Source organism: Actinokineospora enzanensis DSM 44649 (assembly GCF_000374445.1).
Classification (GTDB): domain Bacteria; phylum Actinomycetota; class Actinomycetes; order Mycobacteriales; family Pseudonocardiaceae; genus Actinokineospora; species Actinokineospora enzanensis.
This window is the reverse complement of record NZ_KB894453.1, coordinates 1-24,690: the sequence shown is the minus strand read 5'-3', so window position 1 is coordinate 24,690 and position 24,690 is coordinate 1. Positions and strand designations below refer to the sequence as shown.

21 protein-coding genes are annotated in these 24,690 nt (G+C 70.6%); 3 read left to right on the top strand and 18 right to left on the bottom strand.

Going from position 1 to position 24,690, the window contains the following annotated elements:
• Positions 1-816 precede the first annotated feature (816 nt).
• Complete coding sequence (locus tag C503_RS42075; RefSeq protein ID WP_063710871.1) at positions 817-3,183, top strand: ATP-binding protein; 2,367 nt, start codon at positions 817-819, stop codon at positions 3,181-3,183.
• A gap of 336 nt (positions 3,184-3,519) precedes the next feature.
• Here C503_RS42075 and C503_RS42070 read toward each other — a convergent pair whose 3' ends face one another.
• Positions 3,520-4,842, bottom strand: coding sequence for a GGDEF domain-containing protein (locus C503_RS42070; protein ID WP_018686858.1), 1,323 nt, complete (start codon positions 4,840-4,842; stop codon positions 3,520-3,522).
• A 361-nt stretch (positions 4,843-5,203) separates the two neighbouring features.
• Entirely contained in the window at positions 5,204-6,412 is a 1,209-nt protein-coding gene (locus C503_RS42065; RefSeq protein ID WP_051115021.1) for an MFS transporter, read from the bottom strand.
• Between the two features lie 237 nt (positions 6,413-6,649).
• On the opposite strand from C503_RS42065, the gene C503_RS0134890 reads away from it, so the two are divergent.
• Positions 6,650-7,477 (top strand): hypothetical protein, encoded by an 828-nt coding sequence (locus C503_RS0134890; RefSeq protein WP_156893723.1) that lies wholly within the window; start codon positions 6,650-6,652, stop codon positions 7,475-7,477.
• On the opposite strand, the gene C503_RS0134885 is transcribed toward C503_RS0134890, so the two are convergent.
• The 16 genes from C503_RS0134885 to C503_RS0134810 all read right to left on the bottom strand — a co-directional run bounded on the left by C503_RS0134885 (position 7,474) and on the right by C503_RS0134810 (position 23,154).
• On the bottom strand, positions 7,474-7,785 hold the full coding sequence (locus C503_RS0134885; protein ID WP_018686855.1) for a hypothetical protein: 312 nt from the start codon (positions 7,783-7,785) through the stop codon (positions 7,474-7,476). The two genes, C503_RS0134890 and C503_RS0134885, sit on opposite strands and share 4 nt — an antisense overlap.
• Before the next feature lie 57 nt (positions 7,786-7,842).
• The gene (locus C503_RS0134880; RefSeq protein ID WP_245572663.1) at positions 7,843-8,454 is read right to left on the bottom strand and encodes a ComF family protein; all 612 of its coding nucleotides are present in this window, start codon (positions 8,452-8,454) and stop codon (positions 7,843-7,845) included.
• 154 nt (positions 8,455-8,608) lie between these two features.
• Positions 8,609-9,553 carry a DNA-processing protein DprA gene (gene dprA / locus C503_RS42060; protein WP_018686853.1) on the bottom strand — a complete coding sequence of 315 codons (945 nt, stop codon included), beginning with the start codon at positions 9,551-9,553 and terminating at the stop codon, positions 8,609-8,611.
• 132 nt (positions 9,554-9,685) lie between these two features.
• Entirely contained in the window at positions 9,686-10,195 is a 510-nt protein-coding gene (locus tag C503_RS0134870; protein WP_018686852.1) for a hypothetical protein, read from the bottom strand.
• A gap of 175 nt (positions 10,196-10,370) precedes the next feature.
• Positions 10,371-10,679, bottom strand: a complete 309-nt coding sequence (mihF, locus tag C503_RS0134865) for an integration host factor, actinobacterial type (RefSeq protein ID WP_018686851.1) — start codon at positions 10,677-10,679, stop codon at positions 10,371-10,373.
• Between the two features lie 150 nt (positions 10,680-10,829).
• Positions 10,830-11,666: a hypothetical protein gene (locus C503_RS0134860; protein ID WP_018686850.1), complete on the bottom strand. Its 837-nt coding sequence runs from the start codon at positions 11,664-11,666 to the stop codon at positions 10,830-10,832.
• Positions 11,667-11,697: 31 nt separating this feature from the next.
• Complete coding sequence (locus tag C503_RS0134855) at positions 11,698-12,513, bottom strand: glutaminyl-peptide cyclotransferase (RefSeq protein WP_018686849.1); 816 nt, start codon at positions 12,511-12,513, stop codon at positions 11,698-11,700.
• The gene (locus C503_RS47510) at positions 12,510-13,190 is read right to left on the bottom strand and encodes a CBU_0592 family membrane protein (RefSeq protein ID WP_018686848.1); all 681 of its coding nucleotides are present in this window, start codon (positions 13,188-13,190) and stop codon (positions 12,510-12,512) included. The genes C503_RS0134855 and C503_RS47510 overlap by 4 nt, the downstream gene beginning before the upstream one ends.
• Positions 13,191-13,196: 6 nt before the next feature.
• Positions 13,197-14,696 carry a YczE/YyaS/YitT family protein gene (locus tag C503_RS43915; RefSeq protein WP_018686847.1) on the bottom strand — a complete coding sequence of 500 codons (1,500 nt, stop codon included), beginning with the start codon at positions 14,694-14,696 and terminating at the stop codon, positions 13,197-13,199.
• Complete coding sequence (locus C503_RS0134840; RefSeq protein WP_018686846.1) at positions 14,693-16,129, bottom strand: MFS transporter; 1,437 nt, start codon at positions 16,127-16,129, stop codon at positions 14,693-14,695. Before C503_RS0134840 ends, C503_RS43915 begins: the two co-directional genes overlap by 4 nt.
• An 86-nt stretch (positions 16,130-16,215) precedes the next feature.
• Positions 16,216-16,911 (bottom strand): hypothetical protein, encoded by a 696-nt coding sequence (locus C503_RS42045; RefSeq protein ID WP_018686845.1) that lies wholly within the window; start codon positions 16,909-16,911, stop codon positions 16,216-16,218.
• A gap of 47 nt (positions 16,912-16,958) precedes the next feature.
• Entirely contained in the window at positions 16,959-17,933 is a 975-nt protein-coding gene (locus C503_RS0134830) for a L,D-transpeptidase (RefSeq protein ID WP_018686844.1), read from the bottom strand.
• Positions 17,934-18,029: 96 nt separating this feature from the next.
• Positions 18,030-19,901 carry a S53 family peptidase gene (locus C503_RS0134825; RefSeq protein ID WP_245572662.1) on the bottom strand — a complete coding sequence of 624 codons (1,872 nt, stop codon included), beginning with the start codon at positions 19,899-19,901 and terminating at the stop codon, positions 18,030-18,032.
• A gap of 450 nt (positions 19,902-20,351) precedes the next feature.
• Positions 20,352-20,780, bottom strand: a complete 429-nt coding sequence (locus C503_RS0134820; protein WP_156893722.1) for a hypothetical protein — start codon at positions 20,778-20,780, stop codon at positions 20,352-20,354.
• A gap of 303 nt (positions 20,781-21,083) precedes the next feature.
• Positions 21,084-21,821: a hypothetical protein gene (locus tag C503_RS0134815; RefSeq protein ID WP_018686841.1), complete on the bottom strand. Its 738-nt coding sequence runs from the start codon at positions 21,819-21,821 to the stop codon at positions 21,084-21,086.
• Positions 21,822-22,572: 751 nt separating this feature from the next.
• The gene (locus C503_RS0134810; RefSeq protein ID WP_018686840.1) at positions 22,573-23,154 is read right to left on the bottom strand and encodes a hypothetical protein; all 582 of its coding nucleotides are present in this window, start codon (positions 23,152-23,154) and stop codon (positions 22,573-22,575) included.
• A 39-nt stretch (positions 23,155-23,193) separates the two neighbouring features.
• Here C503_RS0134810 and C503_RS0134805 point away from each other — a divergent pair, with 39 nt between their 5' ends.
• Positions 23,194-24,234: a hypothetical protein gene (locus C503_RS0134805; RefSeq protein WP_156893721.1), complete on the top strand. Its 1,041-nt coding sequence runs from the start codon at positions 23,194-23,196 to the stop codon at positions 24,232-24,234.
• The last annotated feature ends 456 nt before the right edge of the window (positions 24,235-24,690 follow it).

Genomic DNA, 24,690 nt, shown 5'->3' with positions numbered 1-24,690 from the left:
CCACCCGTCACCGTGTCCCCCCGACACCGGCTCTGCGACGTCGTCTCCGACGTCGACTCCGCCGGCCGGGTGGGCCAGTCCGACGGTTGTTTGTCTCCCCGTGTTCCCGCCGGTCAGCGACCGGCGGGGTCCTGTCGCCCGTGCTGTGCCAGCACGGGACGGAGGTCAGCGCATCGACCTCCCGCGACCTGGGCCGCGGGAACGGTCAGTGGTCTGGACAGGCCCGGCACCATGCGAGCGGACCGAAGCGGTCCCCTCTCCCCCCAGCCGGGCCCGTCCAGACTTCGCTGCCCCCAGATCGCGGGTACGTGACGCGCCCGTCGTCCGGCGCCGAGGCTCGGTGCGAGCGCAGCCCCCTTGACCTACTCGCATGACACCCCCCTATCGCCGGTGACGCAGGGTGTTCGACGTGCGTCCGAACGGCCCTGTCGCCAGTGTTACGGGTGCCGCGTGGTCGTCCTCGTGATCCCCCGCGAACCGACCAGTTGGCTACGATACGTAACCGCTATCCCCCCTTATGGAGGCCCTTTAGGTCTACATCGTCGCTGACGGTGAACGCCAGCGGTTCCGTAGACGTCAGTTAGGTTACCACTCGAATGGAGTAGCGGGGTCAGTTAGGTTGACTACTTTGCGTCACGCTAGGGGTACTGTCCATTAAGTACGGCGGATTCCGCCGATGTCGGGTACGTCCCGGTCGCCGCGACGTTCGCCGCCGGGTGGCAATGGCCGCTAGCCGGTCACCACAACGTGGGAACACCGGCTGTGAGCTGGGGAAATTGGCGGAGTGTGAGCTGCCGATTGGCTTAGTGTGTGGTGATGCCCGGCACGCGCGCGAAACGGGGGTCCCCGGCAGGCCAGTTGCCTGCCGATGTGACGTCGTTCGTCGGTCGCAAAGCCCAGCTCGCCCAGGCCAAGCGCTTGATGGTCACCGCACGGCTGATGACGTTCACCGGCTTCGGCGGTGTCGGCAAGACCCGGCTCGCGCTGCGATTGGCCCACGACCTGCGCAGGAGCTTCCGCAACGGTGTCCGCCTGGTCTCCCTCGCGCCGCTGACCGAGCCCGAGCTGCTGGCGGGCACCGTCGCCGAGGCCCTCGGCATCCGCGACCAGTCGACCCGGCCGCCGCTGGACGCGCTCATCGAGCACCTGCAGGACAAGCACCTGCTTCTCGTGCTGGACAACTGCGAGCACCTGGTCGACGCGGTCGGCGAACTCGTCGGAACCCTGCTGCGGGCCGCACCGGACCTGCGGATCATCGCGACCAGCCGCACCGATCTCAACGCGCACGGCGAGTACGTGTTCGCCGTGCCGCCGCTGGCCGTCCCGGATCCCGCGATCCTCGAGTCGTCCCAGCCCGCCCTGTCCAGTTTCGAGGCGATCCGGCTGATCACCGACCGGGCGATCGCCGCCAAGGTCGTCGTCACCGACGACAACCTCCCCGATCTCGCCCGGATCTGCCAGCGGCTTGACGGTATCCCGCTGGCGATCGAGCTGGCTGCTGCGCGGCTGAAGACCCTGTCCGTCGCCGAGGTCCTGCGCCGGCTCGACGACCGGTTCCGGTTGCTGACCGGCGGCGATCCCCGCATCGTGCCTGCTCACCACCAGACGCTGCGCGCCACAGTGGACTGGAGCTACGAGCTGTGCGCCCAGACCGAGCAGGTCCTGTGGGCCCGGCTGGCAGTCTTCTCCGGAAGTTTCGACCTGACGGCAGCCGAAGCCGTCGCCACCTGCGGCAGCATCACCATCGACGACGTGCTCGACCTGCTCGGCAGCCTGGGCCGCCAGTCGATCCTCGCCGCCGACACCACGGGAACCGACACCCGATACAGCCTCGGGGAGACGCTGCGCCAGTACGGGCAGCGACGGCTCGACGAGCTCGGGCACACGGCCGAGCTGCGCCAACGGCACCACGAGTACTACCTGAACCAGGCCGTGGAGGTGTCCACGGCCTGGTACGGGCCCGGCGAGACCGAACTTCTCGCCGGGCTGGGCGAGAACCTGCCCGACATCCGCACGGCGATGGACTACAGCCTCACCCAGCCCGGCGCCGCGCCAGCGGGGCTCCTGCTCGCCACGTCACTGGCCCGCGCCCGGTTCTGGTTCTTCTCCGGCACGCTCGGCGAAGGCCGGATGTGGCTGCGCCGCTTCGTCCGGCTGACCAAACAGGACCCCGACGAACTGCATGTGGCGGCCCTGGCCTCCGGTGCCTGGCTGGCGCTGTGCCAGGGCGATCACGACTCCGCCCACGCGATCCGCGCCGGCTACCTCGAACATGCCCCGCGGTTCGAGCACGGGTTCGCCGCCGCCGCCGTCCGCTTCGCCGAGGGCGCCCGGCGGTGGCTGGTCGACGCCCATCCCGACGCGGTGGACCTGCTGCTGCAGGCACGCGACCAGTTCCTGGCGCTCGGCGCGTCCGGCGACGCCTTCATGGCCGATCTCTTCGCCACGATGGCCGCAGGCTTCCTGACCGACCGCGACACCGCCATCTCCTCCAGCACGGAACTGCTGGCCAAGGCCGAGGCCCGCGGCGCCGCCTGGTCGATCTCCTGGGCACGCTGGGCGGCAGGACTGGCCGAACTGCGGTTCGGTAACCCCCAGCGAGCGACCACGATGCTGCGCGGCGCGCTCGCCCAGCAGGAGGAGATCGGCGACCAATGGGGGCCGGTGTGGAGCGTGGAGGCACTGGCGTGGGCCGCCGCGGCGACCGGCGACTTCGAGTACGCGGCCCGCCTGCTCGGCGCGGCCGACCAGATGCGCAAGCTGACTGGCGTGGAGATCGCCGGTCTTCTCCCGTTCGCGGCAATGCGCGCCGAGGCCGAGCGGCTCGTGCGCGCGAACCTGAGCGAGCAGGAGTACACCGCCGCACACGCTCGGGGTAGCGCCCTGAGCTGGGCTGAGACGTTCGACCTCGGCCTGCGACGCCGGTCGTCCGCCCGGCGTCCGGCGAGCCCGACTCCGGCGCCGGCCACGACGCCGGAACTATCCGTGCGGGAGCAGGAGATCGCAGGGCTGATCGCCGAGGGACTGAGCAACCCGGACATCGCCGCCAAGCTGGTCATCAGCGTGCGCACCGCCGAGACGCACGTGCGCAACATCCTCACCAAGCTCGGCCTGGACAACCGGCAGCAGATCGCCTCCTGGGTCACCGCGCGCAGCGGCCGGGACCCGGCGGGACTGGCCTGACGGACCGGCCGCCGCGCGGCAGGAAGAAGGGCCTGTGCAGAAGCTGCTCAGCTTTGCCCACCTCGAGCTTCTGCACAGGCCAGGTCCCCATCAGCCCCGCGGCGCGTCCTGAGCCTCCACACGCCCTGCCCGTCGCGGATGCTCGATCCACGCCTTCCGGCGCCTGCGACGGTCAGTTACCGCGGCCCCCCTGAAAACTATGAGGACTACTACAGCTTCCGCCGCGCCGCCCCGAACGGCATCCGGCACCTCACGTAGGCGACCACGTAGAGCACGACCACGTAGTGACCGCAGGTAGCCGACATCGGACCGAGAGCCCACGAACGGCGGCCACGACTAGCCGACCGGCGTGACGGCGCGGTGCGGGGCGACGGGCGCGAGCACGACCTGGTTGCGACCCTCGTCCTTGGCCGTCTTCATGGCCTGGTTCGCGACCTCCTTGATCGCCTCCAGCTCGGTGCCGTGATCTGGCGAGACCGCGATCCCAATAGAGATCGTGAAGCCGTCGCCGTCGCGTTCGTCCGCGTTGAGCGTGACCTCCTGGCCGCCGGCGGGCTTCTTCACGGTGAGGGCCATCGTGGCGAAACGCAGCCGGATCCGTTCGGCGATCTCCACCGCCTCATCCGCCGCGGTGCCGGGGAGCAGCACCAGGAACTCCTCCCCGCCCCAGCGGCAGACCAGGTCGGAGTCGCGCACGGTCGTGCGCAGCACCTTCGCCAGCGCACCCAGCACCTGGTCGGCGCCGATGTGGCCCAGCCGGTCGTTCCACTCCTTGAACAAGTCGATGTCGCAGAACAACAGGGCGGAGGGACGCCCGGCGAGCTGGTCGCCGTAGAGCTGCACGGCCGCCGCCGGGCTGAACCCGCGGTCGTTAAGCAGTTCGGTCTTCGAGTCGTGCTCGGCGTCGGCGGTCTTCTGCTTCAACTGCTGCTCCACGCGCGTGGAGCGCACCGCGATCGGCACCATGACCAGGACCAGCACCACGACGAATGCCTGCAGCACGCCCGCGCACACGGCCATGAACAGCGTGGTCAGGATGAACAGGTTCGTCCGCCGGTCGCCGAGCAGGTTCGACAACGACCACCTGCCCGTGATCAACCCGCGCGCCACACCGACCAGCAGCGCCTGCGCCAGGAAGTAGATCGCCACCGCGCCGGACAGCGCGCCGACCGCGATCAGCATGTCCATCGTCGGCTCACGCGGCAGATCGCGCTCCCCGGTCAGCCAGGCCCGAAGGGGCGTCGCGGCCGAGAGCGCGTGCACACCCAGCGCGCTGGCCGCGATCGAGGCCGAGGTGAACACAAAGGTGTGCAGCGGCTTGCGGGCGATGAGGTAGCGCTGGACCCGCACGAGACCCACGAGCGCCAGCACGAGTGGCACCGGCAGCACCAGCGCGGCGCCGAAGAACCAGATCGAGGTCTGGTCGACGTGCTCGGTGCGCCGGTCGGCGTCGCGGCGCCGCTCCTCCGGCTCGCGAGTACCCACCAGGTGCGCGGTCGCGCAGCCCGCGAACACCACGAACCGCAGCAGGACCGGCCAGCCGAGCGTGTCGTGGCCCATGAACGAGGCGGTGGCCGCCCAGACGGCGACCAGGACGTCGATGGCCAGCAACCACACGATGGCCCAGCGCGGCTTGCGCCAGAGGCCGGAGCCCGCCATCCGGGTTAGTACCGACCTCGGGCTGTTTCGGAGCCAGGTGCGCCACGGGACACTAGGCGCAACCGAAAGCTGAGTGATCCCTCGAACGAGCGACAGACGGTCCCCTTCCGACCTGCCGCCCTTCTCTCGTGCCGTGGGACTGAGCCCCTCCGGCGGAGGTGATTTTTGTGCGCGGCGACCGCGAACTGTGAACGTCATCCCTTTCCGTGCCTTCCCCCGTGATGAACCCCCAGCAGGAGGTGAGCGGCCATGCGTGGCGACCGCGAGCTGTGACGCCCTCGGCGTGTGATCCCCCGTTTCTTCACGTGCACAAGGAGGTGGCCGCGATGCGTGGCGACCGCGAGCTGTAAGCAGCTCCTCCTCATTCGGACTTCACCTGCCGGGGTCGAAGGGTTCGGTGCCACAGGAGGGCACACCATCCTGTTAGGACTACTCCGATCACTCCGGTCAGGGCGACCGCCAATGCGGCGGACTTCAGGTACTGGGCGAGAACACCGCCGGTAACCACAGCCAGGCCTTGACCTGCGCGGAGACCGGCTCCGATCAGCCCATTCACCGATCCGGCCGCATGGCGTGGAACACGCTCGGTGATCTCGCCCGCCGCCAGGGACAGGTAGGCCGAGCCCGCGCCCGAGGCGACCAGCAGAGCGCCGATGAACACAGGCGACGGTCGCAGTACGAACAACGCCAGCGGCGCCACGCTGAGCAGCGCCAGCGGCGCGATCAGGGCACGCTGGTGATCGGGCGTGCGCGCGGCGACCCATCGCGCGCCGATGATGATGCCGAGGCAGTCCGCCGCGAGCAGCGGCCCGACCGCCCAGGACGGGGCGCCGGACTGCTCGGCCAGCGGCACGATCACCCCGTCCGGCACGGCGGTGAGCCCCAGCAGCAGCAACAGGCCCGACAGCAGCCGCACCGGCCGGTCGGCCAGCAGCAGCCGCATCGGCGAGCCGGTCACGGCTCGCGCCTGGTCGGACAGCGTCGAGCGGGGCGCCGGACGAGCACGAACACCGAACCCGATCAGCACGGCCGCGGCGAGAAAGCTCACGACGTCGATGACCAGCGCGGCCGTCGTGCCAATGCCACCGACCACCGCCGCGGCGCCGGCCAGGCCGACGAGCTGTCCGCTCTCCCGGATCACCGTCAGCTTCGCGCGCCCGGCCTTGTTGTGCTCGGCGCCCAGGACGTCCAGGACGAGCGCGCCCTGAGCCGCCTTGAACGGCGCGGCGACGCCCGCGACCGCCGCGATCGCGACCGCCAGCACCGCCAGCGGCACGCCCGGCAGCGTCATCACCACCACGAACACCGCCTGCACCAGGCAGCAGGCCACCATGACCTCGCGGCGCGGAAGCCGGTCGGCCAGCGGTGAGAGCGTCGGGCCGGTCACCAGCGGGGGCAGCAGGGTCAGTGCGTAGGCCACACCGCTCCACGCGGCCGATCCCGTCCGCTGGTACACAAGCACGCTGAGTGACACCTTCGCGAGCTGATCCCCAGCGACGGACATCGCCTCCGCGACCCACAAGGAGGTGAACTCCCCCCGTGGCAGCGGTGCTCGCCGCGCTCCCCCCACACTTCACCCCGCCTAACTGAGTCTGAGTACTTTCCCCTGCAAGCAGGCTAGGTCAGTTTGGTCTCCCCCATCCGGTGTGAATTTACCTCCACCCGAATGGACTAAACGAGTGACAGTGTGTGATCCTGGACAGGCCCACCACGATCAGCTAACTCTCTATGCACGACACGCGCCTGCTTGCCTGTCCGTCAGTTAGTCTGCGACAGGCAAGTCGAGGTGCGCCAGGGGGACTGAGCCATGCCTGCTCCTACGGGGAACGAGGCGAGCCAGGGCGTGCACCGCACCCTGGCCGACAAGATCACCTTTCTATTCGAGACCGTCCTGCGCGAGGTCACCGACGCCGAGCACGCCCGCGACGTCGCCGCGGCCGACGGCGACGAGACGATCGAGCGCCGCAAGCGGCCCTGGAAAAATGCCGAGGTCGCCACGGAAGTCGGATGCAGTCCGGAGTACATCGGCTACATCAAGGACGGCCAGCGGCCCAACCCGAACATCGAGCTCGTGCGCGGCCTGGCCCGCATCTTCGGCGTCACGGTCTCCTACCTCGTCGACGAGGAGGACACCAGCTCGATCGCCGAGGTCGAACAGCGCCTGGCCATGCAGCACCGGGTCTACGAGCAGGACGAGGACCAGTCGCTGGCTGAGCGCCTCAACACCCTGTTCGACACCGTGCGCCCCGGCGGCGGCGAGGTCGAATACACCGACCAGGAGGTCGCCGAGGCGGTCGGCTGCACCGAGGAGGACATCCGCGCCCTGCGCGACGGCACGGCCGCCGACGTCGGCGTCAAGCGCCTGCGATGCCTGGCGAAGTTCTTCGGAGCTCCGGTCGCCTACCTCGTCGGCGACGCCGAGCCGAACGTCGTGCACGCGGACCGGCAACTGGCGATACTGCGCGAACTGCGGGAAGCCGGCGTCCTCGCGATGGCGCTACGCGCGTCGAAGGTGAAGACCTCCGGAGCGCGGGAGCAACTGGCACAGATGGTCGAGACGTTCATCCAGATGGAAGCGGCGCGACCGGCGCAGGCGAGCACCGACCTCGGCGAGAACGCCGAGCAAGCCCGCTAGACCGGCTTCACCGCGTTCGCCGGAAGCAGCAGGCCGACCTCGCGCACGAGCAGCCCGTTCGACGACGAGAGACGCACCGTTGCCACGGCCCACCAGTCGCCGACCTCGGAGATCAGCCACTCGGTGGTCGTGCCCGGTGCCTCCCGGTCGACCCGGAAACCGCCCGATCGCGCCCACAACGGCGTCTCCTTCCCCCAGCGCAACCGCCGCGGCCCGAAGCAGGACGCCAGATCGACCACAACCGGCCGAGGCGGCGTCAACGGCCGACTCGGCGACCGCTTCAGCGACTCGGACCGTTCATCGAACATAAGTTCGATCGTAGGAGATGGGGTGAGCGAAGGCCACCACGACCTGCCGTCACGGACTCAACCCCAGGGCTGGCGGGCGAGAGTGAGCCCGCGAACGGCGCGGGCGCCGGCCTCGCGAAGTCGGCGGGCGACGGCGTTGAGGGTGTTACCGGTGGTGAAGACGTCGTCGACCACGACCACCACGGCCCCGGCGACCGCAGCGGGATCGAGCACCTGCAGGGCGCTGTAGATGTCCCCGGCCACCGTCAGGCGCTCGCCGTAACCGCTGGTGCTGGCCATTCGCCCGGTCGGACGGGTCTTGACGATGACCGGCGGATCGGCGCGGAAGCGGTAACCGACATCGTCCTGCGCGGCGGCGGACTCGACGACCCAGCCCGAGTGGTCGGTCCCCCGCCGGCTGGTGGTGCCAGGCGGCAACGGCGCGGCGGGCATGGGGATGATCAAGTCGGCGTTCGCGACCGCCGGGTCGTGGGCCAGATACCCCAGCAGCACGCGGGCGAAGATGATGCCCCAGCCCGCCTGTCCGGCGTACTTGTGCTGCTTGATGGCCCAGTCGAGCTCGCCGGTCTTCATCGCGATCGCGTGGTTGAACTCGAAGTATCGGCCTGTGTCGGAACACAGGCGGTTGCTGCAGACCCCTTGGGCGGTGGCGATGCGCTGCCCGCACACCGGACAGTAGTACGGCGCGGCGGGCTGCAGAGTCGCCGCCGCGCACCGCTGGCAGACCGGCGGAGGCCCGGAGGCGAAATAGGCGCAGCGACCGCAGTTCCCGAAACCCGCGGTCGCGGGCAACTCGTAGGCCACCGACGTGGGAACCCTTCGATCAGGCGAAATCCATCACGAGCTGTTCGCGGATGCTGTCGGCCGCGTGGATACGCTCCGGCGGAGCCAAGGCGTCGGCGATCGCGGCGACGTCCTCGACCAGCATCGCGCCGCGCTTGGCCACGTACGTACGTGCCCACTCCTGCTGCTCGGTCAGGCTCCTGATCAAGAAGACCTTCTTGCCGTGCTCGAGTGCGAGCCGGGCCTGCATCTTCGCCCCGGACGTGCTGGAGGCCTCGATGACGACCGTCCCCTGGGCGATCCCGCTCATGGTCACATTCCGACGCGGGAAGGTCCAGGTCGCGCCGGTCGCGTCGGGCCAGAACTGCGAGACCACGGCCCCACAGCCGCCAGTGGCGATCCGGTCGGTCAGCTCGCGGTTCTCGGCCGGGTAGTACCGGTTGATGCCGGTGCCGATCACCGCGATCGTCCGACCGCCAGCGTTCAGCGCGGCCGTATGGGCGGCGGTGTCGATGCCCCTCGCGAGCCCGGACACCACGGTCACGCCCCGGTCGACCAGCTCACGTGCCATCCGTGCGGACCGCGCGATCCCGGTGTCGCTGGCCTTGCGCGTGCCGACAACGGCGACGCTGCGCAGGTCGGCGTCGGTCATGGCACCGCGCACGAACAGGAACGGGGGCGCGTTGGGGATCAGGCGCAGCGTGGGCGGGAAGTCATCGTCGAGGACGGTGATCAGCCGGGCGTCGTCGTGGCGGAGCTTGTCGACCTCGGCCTGGGCCTGGGCCGCGTAGTCCTCGAACGCGCCGCCGATCGGCGTGAGCGCCTCGACGGCCTTGGCCGCATCTGCCGAGGACTCCAGCGGCGAGGCGTTCCACAGACGGTCCACGCCGCCCGGACGCTGCGCCTCACGGGCGATCAGGTACCAGGCGACGCCCTTGACCTTGCACAACGCAAGCAGCCTGAGCTGCTGTTCTGTCAGTCGCATCCTACTCCGATCACGCTTTTGTTCGAATGCGTCAGCACCGCTATTGCAGCACACAGGGCGACGGATTGACACATCCCACCAGGCGTGTCCGGGTGATCAGGATCCAGCTCAGGCTTGGCGCCGGGCGTCTCGTCAGGCCGACTGGATCAGGCCGCGTTCGCAGGCGTACCAGCTCTGCACCTGCTGCTCGGACATGCCGAACGCAGTGCCGACCTCGGCCCAGGTGCTCCCGGCCTTCCGTGCGGCGGTCATGGCCGCCGGCCCGTGCCCGCCGCCGAGCCGGTGGATCCGCCCGGCCAGCTCGACCGCGACCAGCGGCTGAGTGCCGCGCAGCTCGTGCAAGGCCCGCGCGAGGACGTCGATCGTCGCCGCGAGTTCGGCGGGCACGGTCAGGCCGAGCAGCGGCTGCGCGTGGTCGGTCTCCCATTCCTGCCGGGCCAGGGCCTCGGCGCGAGTCGGGAAGGTCTCGGTGCCCCGCCAGTCGCACGAGCAGCCTGCGATCAGGTGGTGCGCCACCGGCATATGGTCGGTCCGCCGGTCCAGGGTGTAGTCCTGCCACGGGCCCGGTGCTTCGACGCCGTCGTGCAGTACCGCGATCGCACGGCCTTCGTGGCCGTCGATCCCGTCGAGAGTGAAAGTCATGGCGGACACTCTACGGTCACCCTCTGTTGATCACTGTGACGGTCCGTGAATACGGCTGCGTTCGGGAAGCCATGCACGTGATGATCGGGATTGTCTGCCGCGCGGGCTCGCCGCAGCGAAAACGGGAAGGGCCGACCACCCTGCGGTGGTCGGCCCTTCCCGTGGTGTTCGAGCGTCAGGCGAACGTGGCGATCAAGGCTTCGCGCTGCCGGGGGCCCAGCCCGCCGACACGTCGCTTCTCGTCGATCTCCAACCGCCCCATCAGCTCGGTGACCTTGGCCTTTCCGTAGCCCGGCACGGCCAGCAGTACCGACTGGATCCTCGTCTTGGTGACGATGGGGTTGTCGGCGGTCTTGAGCACGGCCTCCACGGTCATCGAGCCGTCCTTGATCTTCCCGAGCAGCTCGCTGCGCTGCCTGCGGGCGGCGGCGGCCTTCTCCAGGGCCTCGGCGCGCTGCTCAGGGGTCAGATTCGGAAGTGCCAACGTTTTGTCCTTTCCACAGTGGTCACTCGTCGGTGCAGGTCGTGACCTGGTTGATCGTCATCTTGTCCGGTGGCCCCGACAGAACTGCCGCACCGACTCGCTGTCGGGGCTCTACCGGCGTTTCGGGCGGTGCTCCTGGTAGTAGCGCCCTCATGCGGCCCGCGTCGCGGTCCCGCCGGGCTCGACCACGTCGACGAGCCGGTCAAGAACCTCGTCCTCTGCGTCCTGGTCGTCGTCCGGCCGCCAGCTTCGGGCGTAGCCGACGCCCAGCCGGGGCTCGTTGCCGACCGCGAGCAGCCACGTGGCGATCTCGGCCGGGACGGGAACCAGCCCAGTCGGGTACCAGTGGCGTCCGCGCAGGGTCATGGCACTCCAGCCCTCGACGGAGTTCCACTCGGCCGCCACGCCCTCGGCGTCCAGGTGCAGGTGGCAGTCGGTGATGCCGCAGACGTCGACCTGGACGGGACCCGCGGTGTGCAGGTGCACCGCGGCGGCCACCGCCCGGCCGTAGGAGGACGTCGCGGTGCGCCACGGCGACCGGACGACGACCCGGCCGCCCCGGTCGACCACGTCGGTGTGGTGGCCGAACAGCCACGCCGGATCGTCATCCACGTCCTTGCCGGGGCGCGGGCGGCGGCGAGGGAGGACGGCGAGCAGGAGTTCGCCGAGGATCAGCACGACCAGCGCGGCGGTGAGGCAGACCCCGTACAGCACACCGATCACCGCCAGGATGAGCAGCGTCGCGGTCACGAGCCCGGCGGCGTCGCCGAACTCGGAGTGCAGCCCGTCGTAGACGTCGAGCAGCAACTGCTCGGGGCCGAGGTCGGCGGTCGCCCGCCAGACCGCGATCCCGGCCGCCGCACCGGCCGCGGCGCCGCCGACCTGCGCCAGGCCCTGCTGGCGGAGCCCGGCGCCACGGCGCCGCAGGGCAGTGGCGGCCCGCCGGCCGAGCAGGTAGCCCAGCGCCACGAACGCGAACCCGATCATCGTTCCCCCATTTCGGTGCTGATCCGCCCGTTCATGGCTGCTCCGGGCTCAGCCGCACGAGCAGGATCTGCGGCCACCTCTTGCCGGTGACCAGGGCGGTGTCGGTGTGAGGGATGACCGCGATGCCGTTGGGCACGGCGTCCGGGTCGTCCAGTCCGGCTTGACGGTGCAGGTCGCCGAGGTCGGCCTCGCCGGTGACGAGCCCGCTGCCGACGTCGATGCGCACCAGCCGGTCGGTGGGGAAGACGTTGGCCCAGACCGGCCCGTCCCCCGCGCAGTCGAGCTCGTTGAGCCCGTTCACCGCACCGGCGGCGTCGTGGACGTCGATCTGCCCGCGCGGGGCGAAGGTGTCCGGGTCGCGCACGGTCAACCGGGCGGTGCCGTCGCTGGTCAGGATCCGGGCGCCGTCGAAGCAGGCGCCCCAGCCCTCGGCCGCCGCGGCGAGCGGGAAGCGGCGACGCTCGCGCAGTGTCACGGGATCGCGCTCGATCACCATGTGGTCCTGCCAGGTGAGCTGGAACAGCCGCTCGCTGGTGACGGCGATGCCCTCCCCGAAGACCGCGTCGACGTCGACGCGGTGCCGCACGGCTCCGGTGCGCGGATCCAGCGTGCGAACCGAGGAATGCCCCGCTAGCCCGGTGGACTCATACAGCGTGCCGCCGAGCCCGTCCACGAGCGTCAGCCCCTCGGTGAACGCGGCCGGATCGTGCGGGATCCGGTCGAGCACCTGCACCCGCAGCCTCTGCGGGCCGGGGACGTCGCGGTGCCCGCAGCTCGCGGCCGTCGGGACGAGCAACAGCGTGGCCAGGACGAGCGCCGCGCGGCGCAATCCGTTGGTGCGGCTCATGATTCGACTCCGGCCGCTGGGGTGACCGCGTCGTCGTCGGCCGCGAGGTGCGCGCCGGCCATCCGGTCCACGACGGCCGCGACGGTGTACCGGCGGCAGGCGATCCAGCGCTCGACGCGGTCGTAGTCCATCGAGCCGTCGGGGCGCCGCGCGTACAGCCCGATGTCGAAGTCCTTCTCGCGGGTGAACGCGGCGGCCGGGCAGCCGCACCGCGCGGCCAGCCAGTCGACGGTCGCGTCGATCGGGCCGTCGACCAGCGCGTCGCCGTAGATCGGCGGCTCGGCGGGGTCGTTCTGCTCGGCGACGACCCACATGCCGTCCGGGAACTCGTCCTCACCCACGATCTCGGGCGGTTCCCACCACACGCAGAACGTCTCCTCGGGCGCGACGGCGTGCTCGTCAGGCACGGCGGACACATCCCGCCGGCGTCGCTGCCGCAGCCCGCGAACCAGTTCGCGGGTCAGACCGGCCAGGGAGGCGAGCGCCCAGGTGCCTTCCAGCAGCACGATCCCCGGTTGCTGCTCGGCCACCGCGTTGAGCGCCAGCACGGTGGACCCGGCCGTGTTGAGCACGAGGTAGGGCATCGCCTTCGGCTTCAGCCACCCGGCGAGGAAGAACACGAACGCGATCAGCAGCAGGACCGAACCACCGACCTGCACGACGTGGCTGAGGGTCATCCCGGCTCACCGCGCCTCCGCATTCCGGGGAAACACGGTGACCGGTACGTGCAGTTCGGCGACCTCGCCGCCGGGATGGCACCGGTTGTAGGCGGCGACCAGTTCCCGGTAGCGCGTGGCCACGGGGTCCTCGGCCGCGTCGAGACCGGACAGCCCGTCCAGACGCTGGCAGACCGTGAGGTAGATGCGGTTCGTCGTGTCGGGCCTTCCTTGCCGGTAGCGCAGCAGGGCGCGTTCGCAGTGGCCGCGCAGCCGGGATTCGTGCACGTCCCCGCCGTCGGTGCGAGGCCTGCTCGGGTACTTGTCCCCCATGCCCTGGAAGCGGAGCTCGACATCGAGCAGGCTCGGCACGAACAGCGTGTTCACGACGTCGGTGCCGCTGAGCCCGACGGCGCCGGGGGCGCGATAGGTGTCCAGGGCCGCGGCGACGGAGGCCATCTCGGTGTCGGTAAAGCTGCTCATCTGCTTGGTGCCGCCCACGGCCACCGCGCGTTCCTCGAGTCGGCCGCGGTCGGGCAGCAGCCGGGGGTCGTCGTGGTAGACGGAGCAGGCGATGTCCCACAGGGTCTGGGCCCAGAACTCGAACTGCGCGCGGACGAGCTGCTCGTCGGGGACCTCGACGTGACCGCTGGGTAGCCGCAGGTGGCGGACGTGCTCGATGAGCGCGTCCCCGGCGGCCGGGTCGAACGGCACGCCCTGCTCGTGCAGCAGTCGGATGTCGCTCTGGATGAAGTGGATCTGGGTGGCCTGGCTGCCCTGGGCGTGCCGGAACGAGCTGTAGACCAGGACCTGCAGATGCCGCCGCAGGGACTGCTCCCGGTCGCGCCGCCGCTGGCCGTTGCGGCTGGCGACCGGCGGCGTGGACGAGACGTCGGCCAGGGTCACCGAGGGAAGCAGCCGCGCGATCGACGGGCCGAGCCCGATCGCGAGCAGCACGCTGCCCATCCCGACCGCGCCCTGCTGCAGCGCCGTGACCGGGCCGAGCATCAGCCATCCGGCCGCCAGACAGCCGAGGTCCATGAGCACCCGGACCGTGGACAGCCGGTACCCGCGTCGTCGGTGCAGGAACAGGATCAGCCCGTCGCGGGGAATGGAGCCCAGCTCGGCACCCAGGTAGAGCGCCACGCCGACGGCGAATCCGACTCCCCCGGAGGCCAGCAGCGCCACGCGCACCAGCAGGCCGGTCGAGTCCGGCAGGACGGACAGGACGACGTCGCAGGCGACGCCGGGCAGCACGACCCCCGCGATCGTCCCGGCGCCCGGCCGGATCCGCAGCGGAATCCACAGCGCGAGCAGCACGGCCTGGGTGACGATGATGGCTGAGCCGAGGGACCAGCCGGTGCGGGCGGCGATCGCGGAGTGCAGGACGTCGAGCGGGAGAAGCCCGAGGCGCGACCGCACGACCAGCGCCAGGCTCACGCCCATGAGCGTCGTGCCGAGAGCGACCTGCACCAGCCGCGCGGTCAGGGTGTTCGTCTTCTGCGTGTTTGCTGTCGTGGCGCTCATGGCCGTCCCCCCGGTTCGGCGACCGCGGTCAGCACGCGCGGTCCGCGTGCCGGGCCGGTGCCGGTGGTGCTGGCCGCGATCAGCAGCAGCGCCCCGATCCCGGCCACGATCGCCAGGTGCTGCACGCCCTGCGGTCCGCCGATGATCTGGGTCAGCGCCGCCGCCAGGCCGCCGGCGAGGAACTGCACCGAGCGGTAGATCCCGCTGATCGTGCCGGTGGTCGCGGCGGGCGCGGAGGTGTAGAGGACGAACTGGTTGGCGTTGTTCACCAGCCCGGTCGGCACGCCGAGCAGGGCGACGATCACGACCGCCGCGACTAGCGGGCCGTCGCCGCCGACCAGCATCGCGGCGCCCGCGGCGACGGCGAGGCCCGCGCCGCCGACCAGCAGGGCCCAGCGGGCGCCGATCCGCTCGACGCTCGGCGTGATCACCCGCGTGAGGATCGCGACCAGCGGCAGGGCGGCCAGCACAAGCGCGACCTGCAGCGCGGACAGGCCACGGCCGGACAGCCAGGACGGCAGAGCGTAGAACAAGACGTAGAAGGCGGTGAAGTACAGGCCGTGCCGGATCACGGTGAGCACCAGGTTCGGATGCGCGAACAGCCCGACCGGCAGGAACGGCGCCGGGGCGAAACCCCGTTCCCAGACCCAGGCGAGCCCGACCAGCACCGGCAGGACGGCCAGCAGCGACCAGCGCACCGTGACCGGCAGCGATATCAGCCACACCAGCAGCACGATCATCGCGGTGGAGCTCACCGCGATGCCCGGCAGATCCAGCACCGTCCACAGCCGCCTGGCCCCCGGCCACGGCGCGGCCTGCGCCGGGACCCGCCAGAGCAGGAACGCCAGGGCGAGCACCGCCAGGACGGCGGGCGCCGCCAGCGCGGTGCGCCAGCCGCCGAACTGGCTCAGCACGCTGCTGATGCTCGGCGCCGTGGTGAAGGAGATTTCGTTGGACAGCGCGATCGCGCCGAGCACCATCGGCGCCCGCAGGACGCGGGCCTGCCGCAGGATGGCCAGCGCGGCCGGGAACTGCACCGCGCAGCCAATGCCCAGGACGCAGCGCGCGGCGACCAGCGCGGGCAGGCTCGGCGCGAGCCCCGCCGCCACCGAGGCGACGGTGATCAGCAGCAGCCCGCCGACGGCGACGCGACGGGCGCCCAGCAGATCGGCGATCCTGCCGCCCAGGGGCGCGGCGACCGCGGCGGCGAGGAAGAACGCCGCACCAACCCAGGTGGTCTGCGTTCCGGGAAAGGCGGCCTGGATCGCGGGCAGCACCGAGGCGATGTGCGCGGCGCACAAGCCGTGCAGCAGCGTCGATCCGGCCAGCGCGACCGCCAGGGCGACGGCGGAGCCGTGGCGCGGAGGGTCGATGGCGGGGTCACGATCCGGCGGTGTGCCGGAGGTGTGCGAGACGAGCGTGGTGGAGGACATGGCGGAAGTTCCCTGTTGACGGGCGCGACCCGCCCTCGGGGGAGCCGAAGGGCGGGCCGCTGGAGGAGCAGACGGTCCTCGGGCCGTCAGCCGGTGACGGGGTGATGCCCGTCGTGCGGCTGCGGCTTGGGAGCCGGCTGCTCGGGCTTGGTGTTCGGGTTGGTGCCGGTCGGCTTGGTCGTCGGGTTGCTCCCCGTCGGCTTGCCGGTCGGCGGGTTGGTGGGCTGACCGGTCGGCGGGTTGGTGGGCGGGTTGGTCGTGGGCGGCGTTCCCTTGCCGCACTTGGCCACCGCCACCGTGATCGTCTCGGCCGCCTTGCCCCCGGCGCCGACGACGGTGATCACCGCGCCCGCACCGCCGCCGTAGGAGACCTTGACGTTCGACGACGGAGCGGCCGGGCCGCCACCGGAGTAGGTGGTGACACCGTTGTTGCACTTCGCGCTGACCGGGCCGATCGACACTCCCCCGACGGTCACCTTGGCGACCGATGCCTCCGCGATCCCCGCGCCGGCCTTGACGGTGATGCCGCTGGCCGTGAAGGTTCCGGCCTTGCCGCTCACGCTGCCCGACGCGGTCTTCACCTCGCCCGACGAGCTCACCGACGGCTGCGCTCCCACCGGATCGACGCCGCTGGCCGAGACGCCGAACGCGCTGGAGGTCTCCCCCTGCGCCGCGGCCGGGCTGCCCCCAAGCAGCACGGCCAGCGTCACCCCGCTGGCGAGCGTCGCGCCGAGCGCGGCGGCCGTCAGCGTGGTCTGAACTCGATTTCGTGTGCGGACCACGAATCCCCCTATTTCCTGTGGCCCCGTTGATGGGCCGATGGTGTGTTTCAACTGATCAGCACCGGGGTCCCGATCGGGACCTGTGTGCTGAGAACCCCGAGTGCGTCTGGAGGCACCCGGATGCAGCCGTCGCTGGACGGCTTGCCGTACACGTCCTGGCTGGGCCAGGTGTGGATGCCGACCGTTCCCGGACCGCCGCCATAGCTGGTGTAGGTGTCGCTGTGCGTACCCAGCGGCAGGATGATCGGTGAGAACGTCGGATGAGTGTCCTTAATGGACGCCATCACGAACGTTCGGCCTTGCGGTGTAACAGAGTTCGGCTTGCCGACGCCGACCGTCCAACGGTTGACCTGCCGGTCGCCGTCGAACAGCGTGAGCGTGAATGCGGCCCGGTCGACCACGATCCGGTAGGTCGTGCGGGCCACGCTGACGCGCGGGTCGTCCAGGTACAGCCACCCGGTCGAGCCGCCGGGCCTGGTCGGCAACAGCACCCGGACCCAGCCGGTCTGCTCCTCGATCACCGGCAGCCACGTGTCGCTCTGCAGTTGCAGCGCGGGCAGCGCGGCGATCGCCTTGTCGCCGGGCGCGAGGTAGACCGGCACCGTTGCGGACGGGTGCACGAGCCGCCCGGACGGCGCCGCGGCCGGATTGTCGTCGTGCGGCGCGTTCGCCACCGTGCCGAAGGTGGTGGCCTGTGGCAAAGCGGCGAGATCGGCGTCGCTGACCGGCAGCGGCGCGACCACCGGGTCGGGCTGCTGCGCGCCGAGCGCGGCCTGCCCCTGCCCGGTCGTGTCCGTGGCGGTCGCGGCCGAACTCGCCGAGGAGGGCGTGGGCGTGGTCGACACAACCACCACGCCCACGATCGCGGCGACGGCGGCCAGCACCACTCCGGCGAACGCGAGACCGAACCTGCTTCCTCGAGTCCCGGCCGGGGGCGCGAGCTGTTCGCGCGTGGCCCCGCCCGGCGAGTCGGGCACCGGCGTGGTCTCGGGCTCTTCGTCGTGCCGGCCGTCGTCAGCCACGACGGTCCTCCTCTGGTCGAATCCGGTGATGGGACGAGGTGAGGTGACCCGCGTCGGGCACGCTCCCGAGCGGCCCGGCGGGGCACCTCACCCGGCTCACTTGCCCAGTGCCGTGACGAACCCGGCGGTCGGCGTGCCGATGCCGGTCACCAGGTCCCAGCCGGTCGCGGACTGCAGGCTCTGCGGCTTCGTGTCGAAGTCGACGAGGTAGCTGCCCTGCGCGTTCGGAACGGTGACGTAGCCGAAGGAGGCCATGACCGGCGTCCAGACACCGGCCTGGACCGGCTTGACGTCGCTGATGGACGGGCCGCCGCGCATGGCGTAGAGCGCGTCGTTGAGGAAGCCCATCCGTTCGACGTTCTGCGCCTGCTGCGCGTCGGCGACCAGGGCCGAGATCAACGGCGCGGCCAGCGAGGTACCGCCCGAGGAGTACTCGACCCAGCCCTGCGGGGTCGAGAAGCCCACGCCGATGCCCGTGTAGCTGTCGGCCAGGGCCGAGATGTCCGGCATCGCGCGCTTGCCGTTGGAGATCGCGCTGGGCACGACGTCCTTCTGGTAGTCCGGGGCGTCGTAGATGCTGCTCACGCCACCACCGGCGCCACCGGCGAACCGGCCGTCCTTGTCCTGCTGGGGAGTCCAGCTCCCGCCGTTCTGGGTGTTGCCGCTGCTCTCCCAGCCGGTCGAGAACTTCACCTTGTTGCTGCCGTCGAGCGCCACGCTGGTCCCGCCGACCGCGGTCACCCACGGGCTGGACGCCGGATAGGTGGCCTCGGCGTGGCCGTTGACGGCGCTGTTGTCGCCGGAGTCGCCGGAGCAGAACACGATGGCCTGGCCCTGGATCGCGGCCTGGATCGCGATCGAGTTCATCTGGTCGCGCGTGGCGGCCGGGACCGCCGACTCGCCGGGGTAGAGCCAGGAGTTCGAGATGACCGAGACCTTGTTGTCCGCAACCGCCTTGTTCAGCGCGTTGTAGAGGTCGAGGCAGCTCTTCGCGCCGTAGTAGGTGATCTTGGCGGCCGGGGCGATCTCGTGAATCGACTGCACGTCGAGCGCCTGCTCGCCGGCCCACGAGTCAGGCCCGCACTTGTCCTGGTTGTCGTAGCTGGGCGGCAGGACCGCGTTGTACTGGCCTGCCGTGAGCGCCGGGGCGCCGAACTTGGCCGCCGCCCGGTTGGTGTCAGCCACGATCGAGTCGAGGTGGTACGCGCCGACGATGCCGACCGTGGATCCGGCGCCGGTGTTGCCGGCGGACAGGCCGTAGATGGCGCGCATCTGCGGAGCGGTGTAGCCGCACAAGGCGTTGCTCTGGTTGCCCGCCCCGTACTTCTGTGGCACCGAGGCGTTGTTGGCCTCGCCCCAGTACCGCGCGCAGTTCTCCCCGGCCGCCGCCGCGTCGGCCGCGGGGTCCGACTTGGGCAGCGCTCCGTTCGGCGCGCGCATCGCGACCTGCTGCGTGGTGATCGTGCGCTCCGAGTCGTCGAGCCCGACCACCGCGTTCACCGCGCCGCGCACCTCACGCGGCACCGAGATCGGCGACTCCGGCGCGGTCAGGGTGAAGGAACGCCCGTCACGCGTCGTGTGCTTGAACTTGCCCAGCGAAACCCGGAACGCGCCTTCGAGCTGCCCGGTGTTGGCCGTGACGTCGATGAAGTGCCGGTTGGAACTCACGCCGTCGACGTGCAGGCCCTGCGAGCGCAGCCAGCCACTGACCTTGTCCACCGTCTGCTGACTGGCCGCGAACCGGTCGGTGAACTGCTGGCCGCTGAGGAACTTCTTGTAGTTGGGCGAGCCCGGCGTGGAGACCGACTTGGCCAGCGCTTCGGCGCCGCGCGGATCCCGTAGTGCCAGGGCGATCTGGATGTGGCGCTGCTCGCCGCTGTTCGCCTTCCCCACCTTCGCCTGCGGAGTCGCCCAGGTGGGCGTGCTCCCGTCCACCGTGACGCGATCACCGCCGGCTCCGGCGTACACCTGTGCCGACGCTGCCGGGCCCGCGATCGCCACTAGCGCCGCGCACCCAGCCACCACACCCGCTACACGGGATGGTCGAAGTGCCATTGAAATAGCCCCCGAATCATTCTCTTTTTCAACGTGCGAAACACCAAGGACCGTCCGCTGTTGTGCGCACGGAAATGGGTTTGCGAAGACAGGTCGAGGCTGGGTCGAGAGACCTCTCGGAATGCCCCCACGTCCTGCTGTTGCCATCCCCCGGTGGCGGCCAGCGTCCCCCTGCTGGCCTCTGACCAGCGCCTAAGCTCTGGCCACTCGTCACCCTGCCTCACGATCGACGGCAAGTCAACCGATTCTTCGTGACAAGAAAAACATTTCTGGAGAAGGTCTATTAAATCGTTCTTCGGGCATGATTCAGCGCCCGGACTTGACGGCTAATCCGGGCTACTGGCGGTCGATATTCAATTCTTTTCAGTGTCCGGCGTCGGTCACCTTCTCCACGACGAAAGCCCGGACCGCGCCGCACACCGATGCGCCGACCTCCGGGATGTACCCGGTCACGCGCATTCGCTGCTGGGGTGCCGCGGCGCCGGTGCGCACCTCGCCGAGGTGCGTCGAGACGGCCTGCCCGGTGAGCTGGAAGACCTGGCCGCTGTCGGTCCGCAGAAGCACGCAGCCCGGTGTGCGGCCGACCCAGTTCGCCTCACCGTCGATCGTGATGGCCGGTCCTCGCTGGTCCGGCGGCGGCAACGGCACCTCGGACGGCGCGGACGACGTGCTCGACGTCGGCGGAGGTGGCGCGGGAGGCGAGCCTCCCGAGCATCCGGCGATCACGAGTGCCGCGAGCGCCGCCGCCCCGAGTTCGAGCCGCCGCAACGGTTTTCCCCTGTTCCTGCCCACCCGTACTCCCCCCTTGTCCCCGGTCTGGGGCGCTGGTCCCGCCGGTCCGCCGCTTCGGCCCACCCGAAGTCGACGGACGGCGGGACCAGCTCGGCCGCACGCTTTCGCCGAAGTCGCTGGTGCTGGGGTGCCCACCACGTTCGGCTGCTGCGGCCTGTCCTTTCCTCCCCCAGGGAAACCGTCGGTGCGCGTGCCGGACCGCGTGTGTCCCGTGCCGCCCGCTGGGCGCGGGCAGACGCGAGAACGGTGCCGGGCAGCGACGCGGTCCAGATGGGATCTCGACCCGCGCACCGACGGAAGTCATCAAGCGCTGGCCCGGACACCCGGACCGAAGTGAACGGCCGCGGCCTCCGGCGTGTGCGCGGAACACCCGCAGTCCTTGGCCAACGTGCCGTGGAACGACCAACCCCACCAGGTGTGGATCCAGTCCCCGATCTCCCAGCTCACCGGCCGCACCCGAGTCGGCAGGTCACGCTTGCCCACGACCACCGGCCGCCTGGCCGGCCGCACCAGGCGGCCGATCAGCGCGACGTCCTCGCGCGGTTCGTGCAGCATCGAGCAGCACGTCGTCAGCAGGCTGGCGACCTCACGCCACTCGGCGTCGCTGAGCCGACCGACCACCCCGGCGCCGTACACCGCCAGCGCCAGCTCGCCGTCGACCTCCTCGAGCTGGACGTCGAAGGCCAGGCTCGTGCCGAGCTCGGCGAGAAGCCGCTTGGCCTCCCACAGATCCTCCAGCGCCGGAACCCCGACCTGCTGGCGCCGGGCGAACAACTCCGGATGCTCGTGCCAGATCTGCGCGTAGTCGATGTGCTCGCACACCGTGCGAGCCCGCGCCGACACCGCGTAGGGCGAGGCCGAGGGCCACACGTGGAAGTCGATCCGGTCGGCCAGCCAGTCCGGAACCAGGTCCTGACCTGGGTCCAGCCGCCCGGCGCACGCCCCCGGTTCGGGAAGAAACACGACCGGCGCGGCATCCTGCTGTTCGTCCGAACTCAGCTCCCCGAGTTCGGCCTCGGCAGGCTCTGCGCGAGTGCTCACCTGAAATCCCCCTGTCGATCGTCCGGCCGGAGCCGGATGTCATCTCAGGTGGCGACGACGGCAGCCATCGCCTCCCGCATACCGGGAAATTCCACGTCCTCCCCCAGAGGAAGCCCGCGGTCCCGGTACTCGGTGCTGTTCCCTCCCCAGGGCAGCCACCGGGACGCTGCTGTGCCGGATCCAGGTGTCCGGCGACCCCGCGCGAGCACCCCTCGCGGGGCACTCGGATCGCGTGATCGACGATCACTGTGGTCCGATGTGGACCACCCGAACCGGCTCCTGCACCCTAAGCATGGTTCTGACACTCAGTCACCACTTTCAGGGCCAACGCGGCCATCTTACACACGAATGGCCTAATATCTAGTAACGCAAAGTAGCTAACTGGTGGTTCTCCGCGAACCTAACTGATGCTGGACCAGGTCCAGGGAGCGGCCGGACCGTGGTGCCCCGCCGAGCCCGATCGGCAGGGGCTCGCCCTCGCCGAAACAGGCGTACAGTCGGTTTCGCGATCACCACTTCGGTGTCTGATCGCCACGGCTACGAGCGCGAGACCCGGCCTGTTCGGGGCATCCCGCCGGACGCTCCGATCGCACGAGGTCGGCCCGGCGATCGTCTGGACGATGCTGCGTGGCCAGCTCCCCTCGTGGGCTCTGTCCACGAAACCCCCAAGCCCGGCCTCCCCGCCGGGACCACCCCACGGGGTGGGCTTCGACGTCACGACGTCGGGGCCCACCTCCGAGGGGGATGTGGGTCAGAACGCGGCGAGGCTGCTGTCCAGCTCCGTGACGGCGGTGACGAAGGCGGCGTCGAGCCCGTCCGGCAAGGAGCCGCCCGGCTCGGTCACCTCGATCACGATGCCGCTCTTGTGACGCTCGCGCCGCACGACGAACCGCCAGCCCGACACCATGATCCCCAGCATGATCCGGAACTGCCGTGCTTGCCCGGCCGCCACCAGGTCGTGGTACTGGTCGTGCAGGACCTGCGGGTCGTCGTGGAAGGTCGCGGCCAGTTCGTCGGAGGTGTCCAGTCCCTCGGCCAGGAACGCCGTTCCCGCGTGCACACCGGGCACGGGCTGTGGTTCGCGCGTGCGGATGATCTCCCGCAGCAGCGCCGCGGCATTGTAGGTGCCGGGCGGGGACGCCAGAACCGTGGCCTGGTAACCGAGATCCGGCTGTCCGAACCGCTGCTTGAACCGCATGGCCATGCCGGTGAAGGTGCCCCAGGGCTTGCGCGCCTGCGCGTCGGCCTCCGCCTCCACGCAGAGCCCGAGCGCCTGGTGGACAGTGCGTGGCAGGTCAGGGGGCAGCTCGTCCATCCGGCTCGCGATCAGCACAAGGCAGGACCGTAGTGGACGGCGGCCAGGATGATCGTCATGGACCATGTCGTCAGCCCGTTGACCGTTCAAGTCGAGGCGTCCCCGCATTCCTGGGAGACGCGGTTCGCCGAGTACGCCGCCGCCGCGACGGGATGGATGGGCGGGGACTCCACCTACACGGTCCCGCTGGCCAGCGGGCATCGCCTCTGGCTGTTCTCCGACACCCGGCTTCCCGGCGATCGGTGGATCAGCAACTCGGTGGTGGTGCAGGACCTGGACGGCGACCTGCGCACCGTGCACGGGGGAACCGCGGCCGACCCGGCCGCGCTGGTCCGGCCGACGCAGCCGTGCGGCGAGGACGGGCTGGCCCGCTGGCTGTGGACGTCCGACGCGTACGCGCTGGAAGACCCGGACCTCGCGGCCGACGAGCACCGCCTGTGGATGTTCTGCCAGGAAATCCGCTCAACCAAGCCGAATCCGGAGCGGTCCGAATGGGACTTTGCCTGGGTTCGCACGGTGCTGGCCGAGGTCTCGCTGCCCGATCTGCGGGTACTGGACCGCACACCGCTCGAGGACGGCACTGGCGTGCAATGGGGCGCCGCGCTCCACCGGCACGGCGACGACCTGCTGATCTACGGCGTCGCCGACGAGGGCGAACACAAGCACCTGCTGATGGCCACGGCGCCGGCGCGCGGGCCCGGCCGGGACTGGCGATACCGCACCGCCGACCGGCGCTGGTCCGCGCACCCCGAGCAGGCGGCCCGGCTGCTGACCGGCGTGTCCAACGAGATCACCGTGCTCCCGCTGCCGGACCGGCACGACGACTGGCTTCTGGTCACCTCGGACACCACCACGCCGTTCGGGACGTGGCCGATCGTGGCCTACCGCTCGACCTCCCCCGCCGGTCCCTGGTCCGGGCCTATCGAGGTGTACGACCCGCCCGAGGCGGGCGGCAGCCGCTACGCCTACAACCCGACCCTCGTCCCGGTCGACGGCGAGCAGTTCGTGCTGGCCTACAACGTCAACGACACCTTCGCCGAGGTCCTCGCCGATCCGGCCGTCTACCGGCCGCGGCTCCGCGCACTGCGGATCACGTAGTCCGCCGCCGCCGAGCACCCGTGCACCGCCGCCCCGGCGGCGTCTGGCCAGGAATGTGGCACAACTTGTCACGTTTGTGTCATGGAGTCGGCCCCGCGGGTGCGGTAACGTCGCTCCCGCTTGGTTGATCTCCCCGCCGCGCGGGGCTGGCCCGAACCTCCCGCCAACGCGGGCTCCATTGCAGGACAGCGCATCGACCAGGCAGCGGGCCACGGCACCGACCGTTCCCGAGGATCTCAGCGACACATCGGGTGCTCGCACACCGATCCCCCCACGTTCGCCCCCGGCCATCCCCCCGGCCGGGGGCGACGCTTATGTTCGGGGCGACAGGTCGGTCAGGCCTGCTCGGCCCACTCCAGCAGGTTCCGCACCGCCTGCGAGTACGCGAGCTGCAGCGCCTTCCCGGTGACGGCGGCCAGCTCGGTCCAGGAGACGGATTCGGCCTTGGCGACGTCG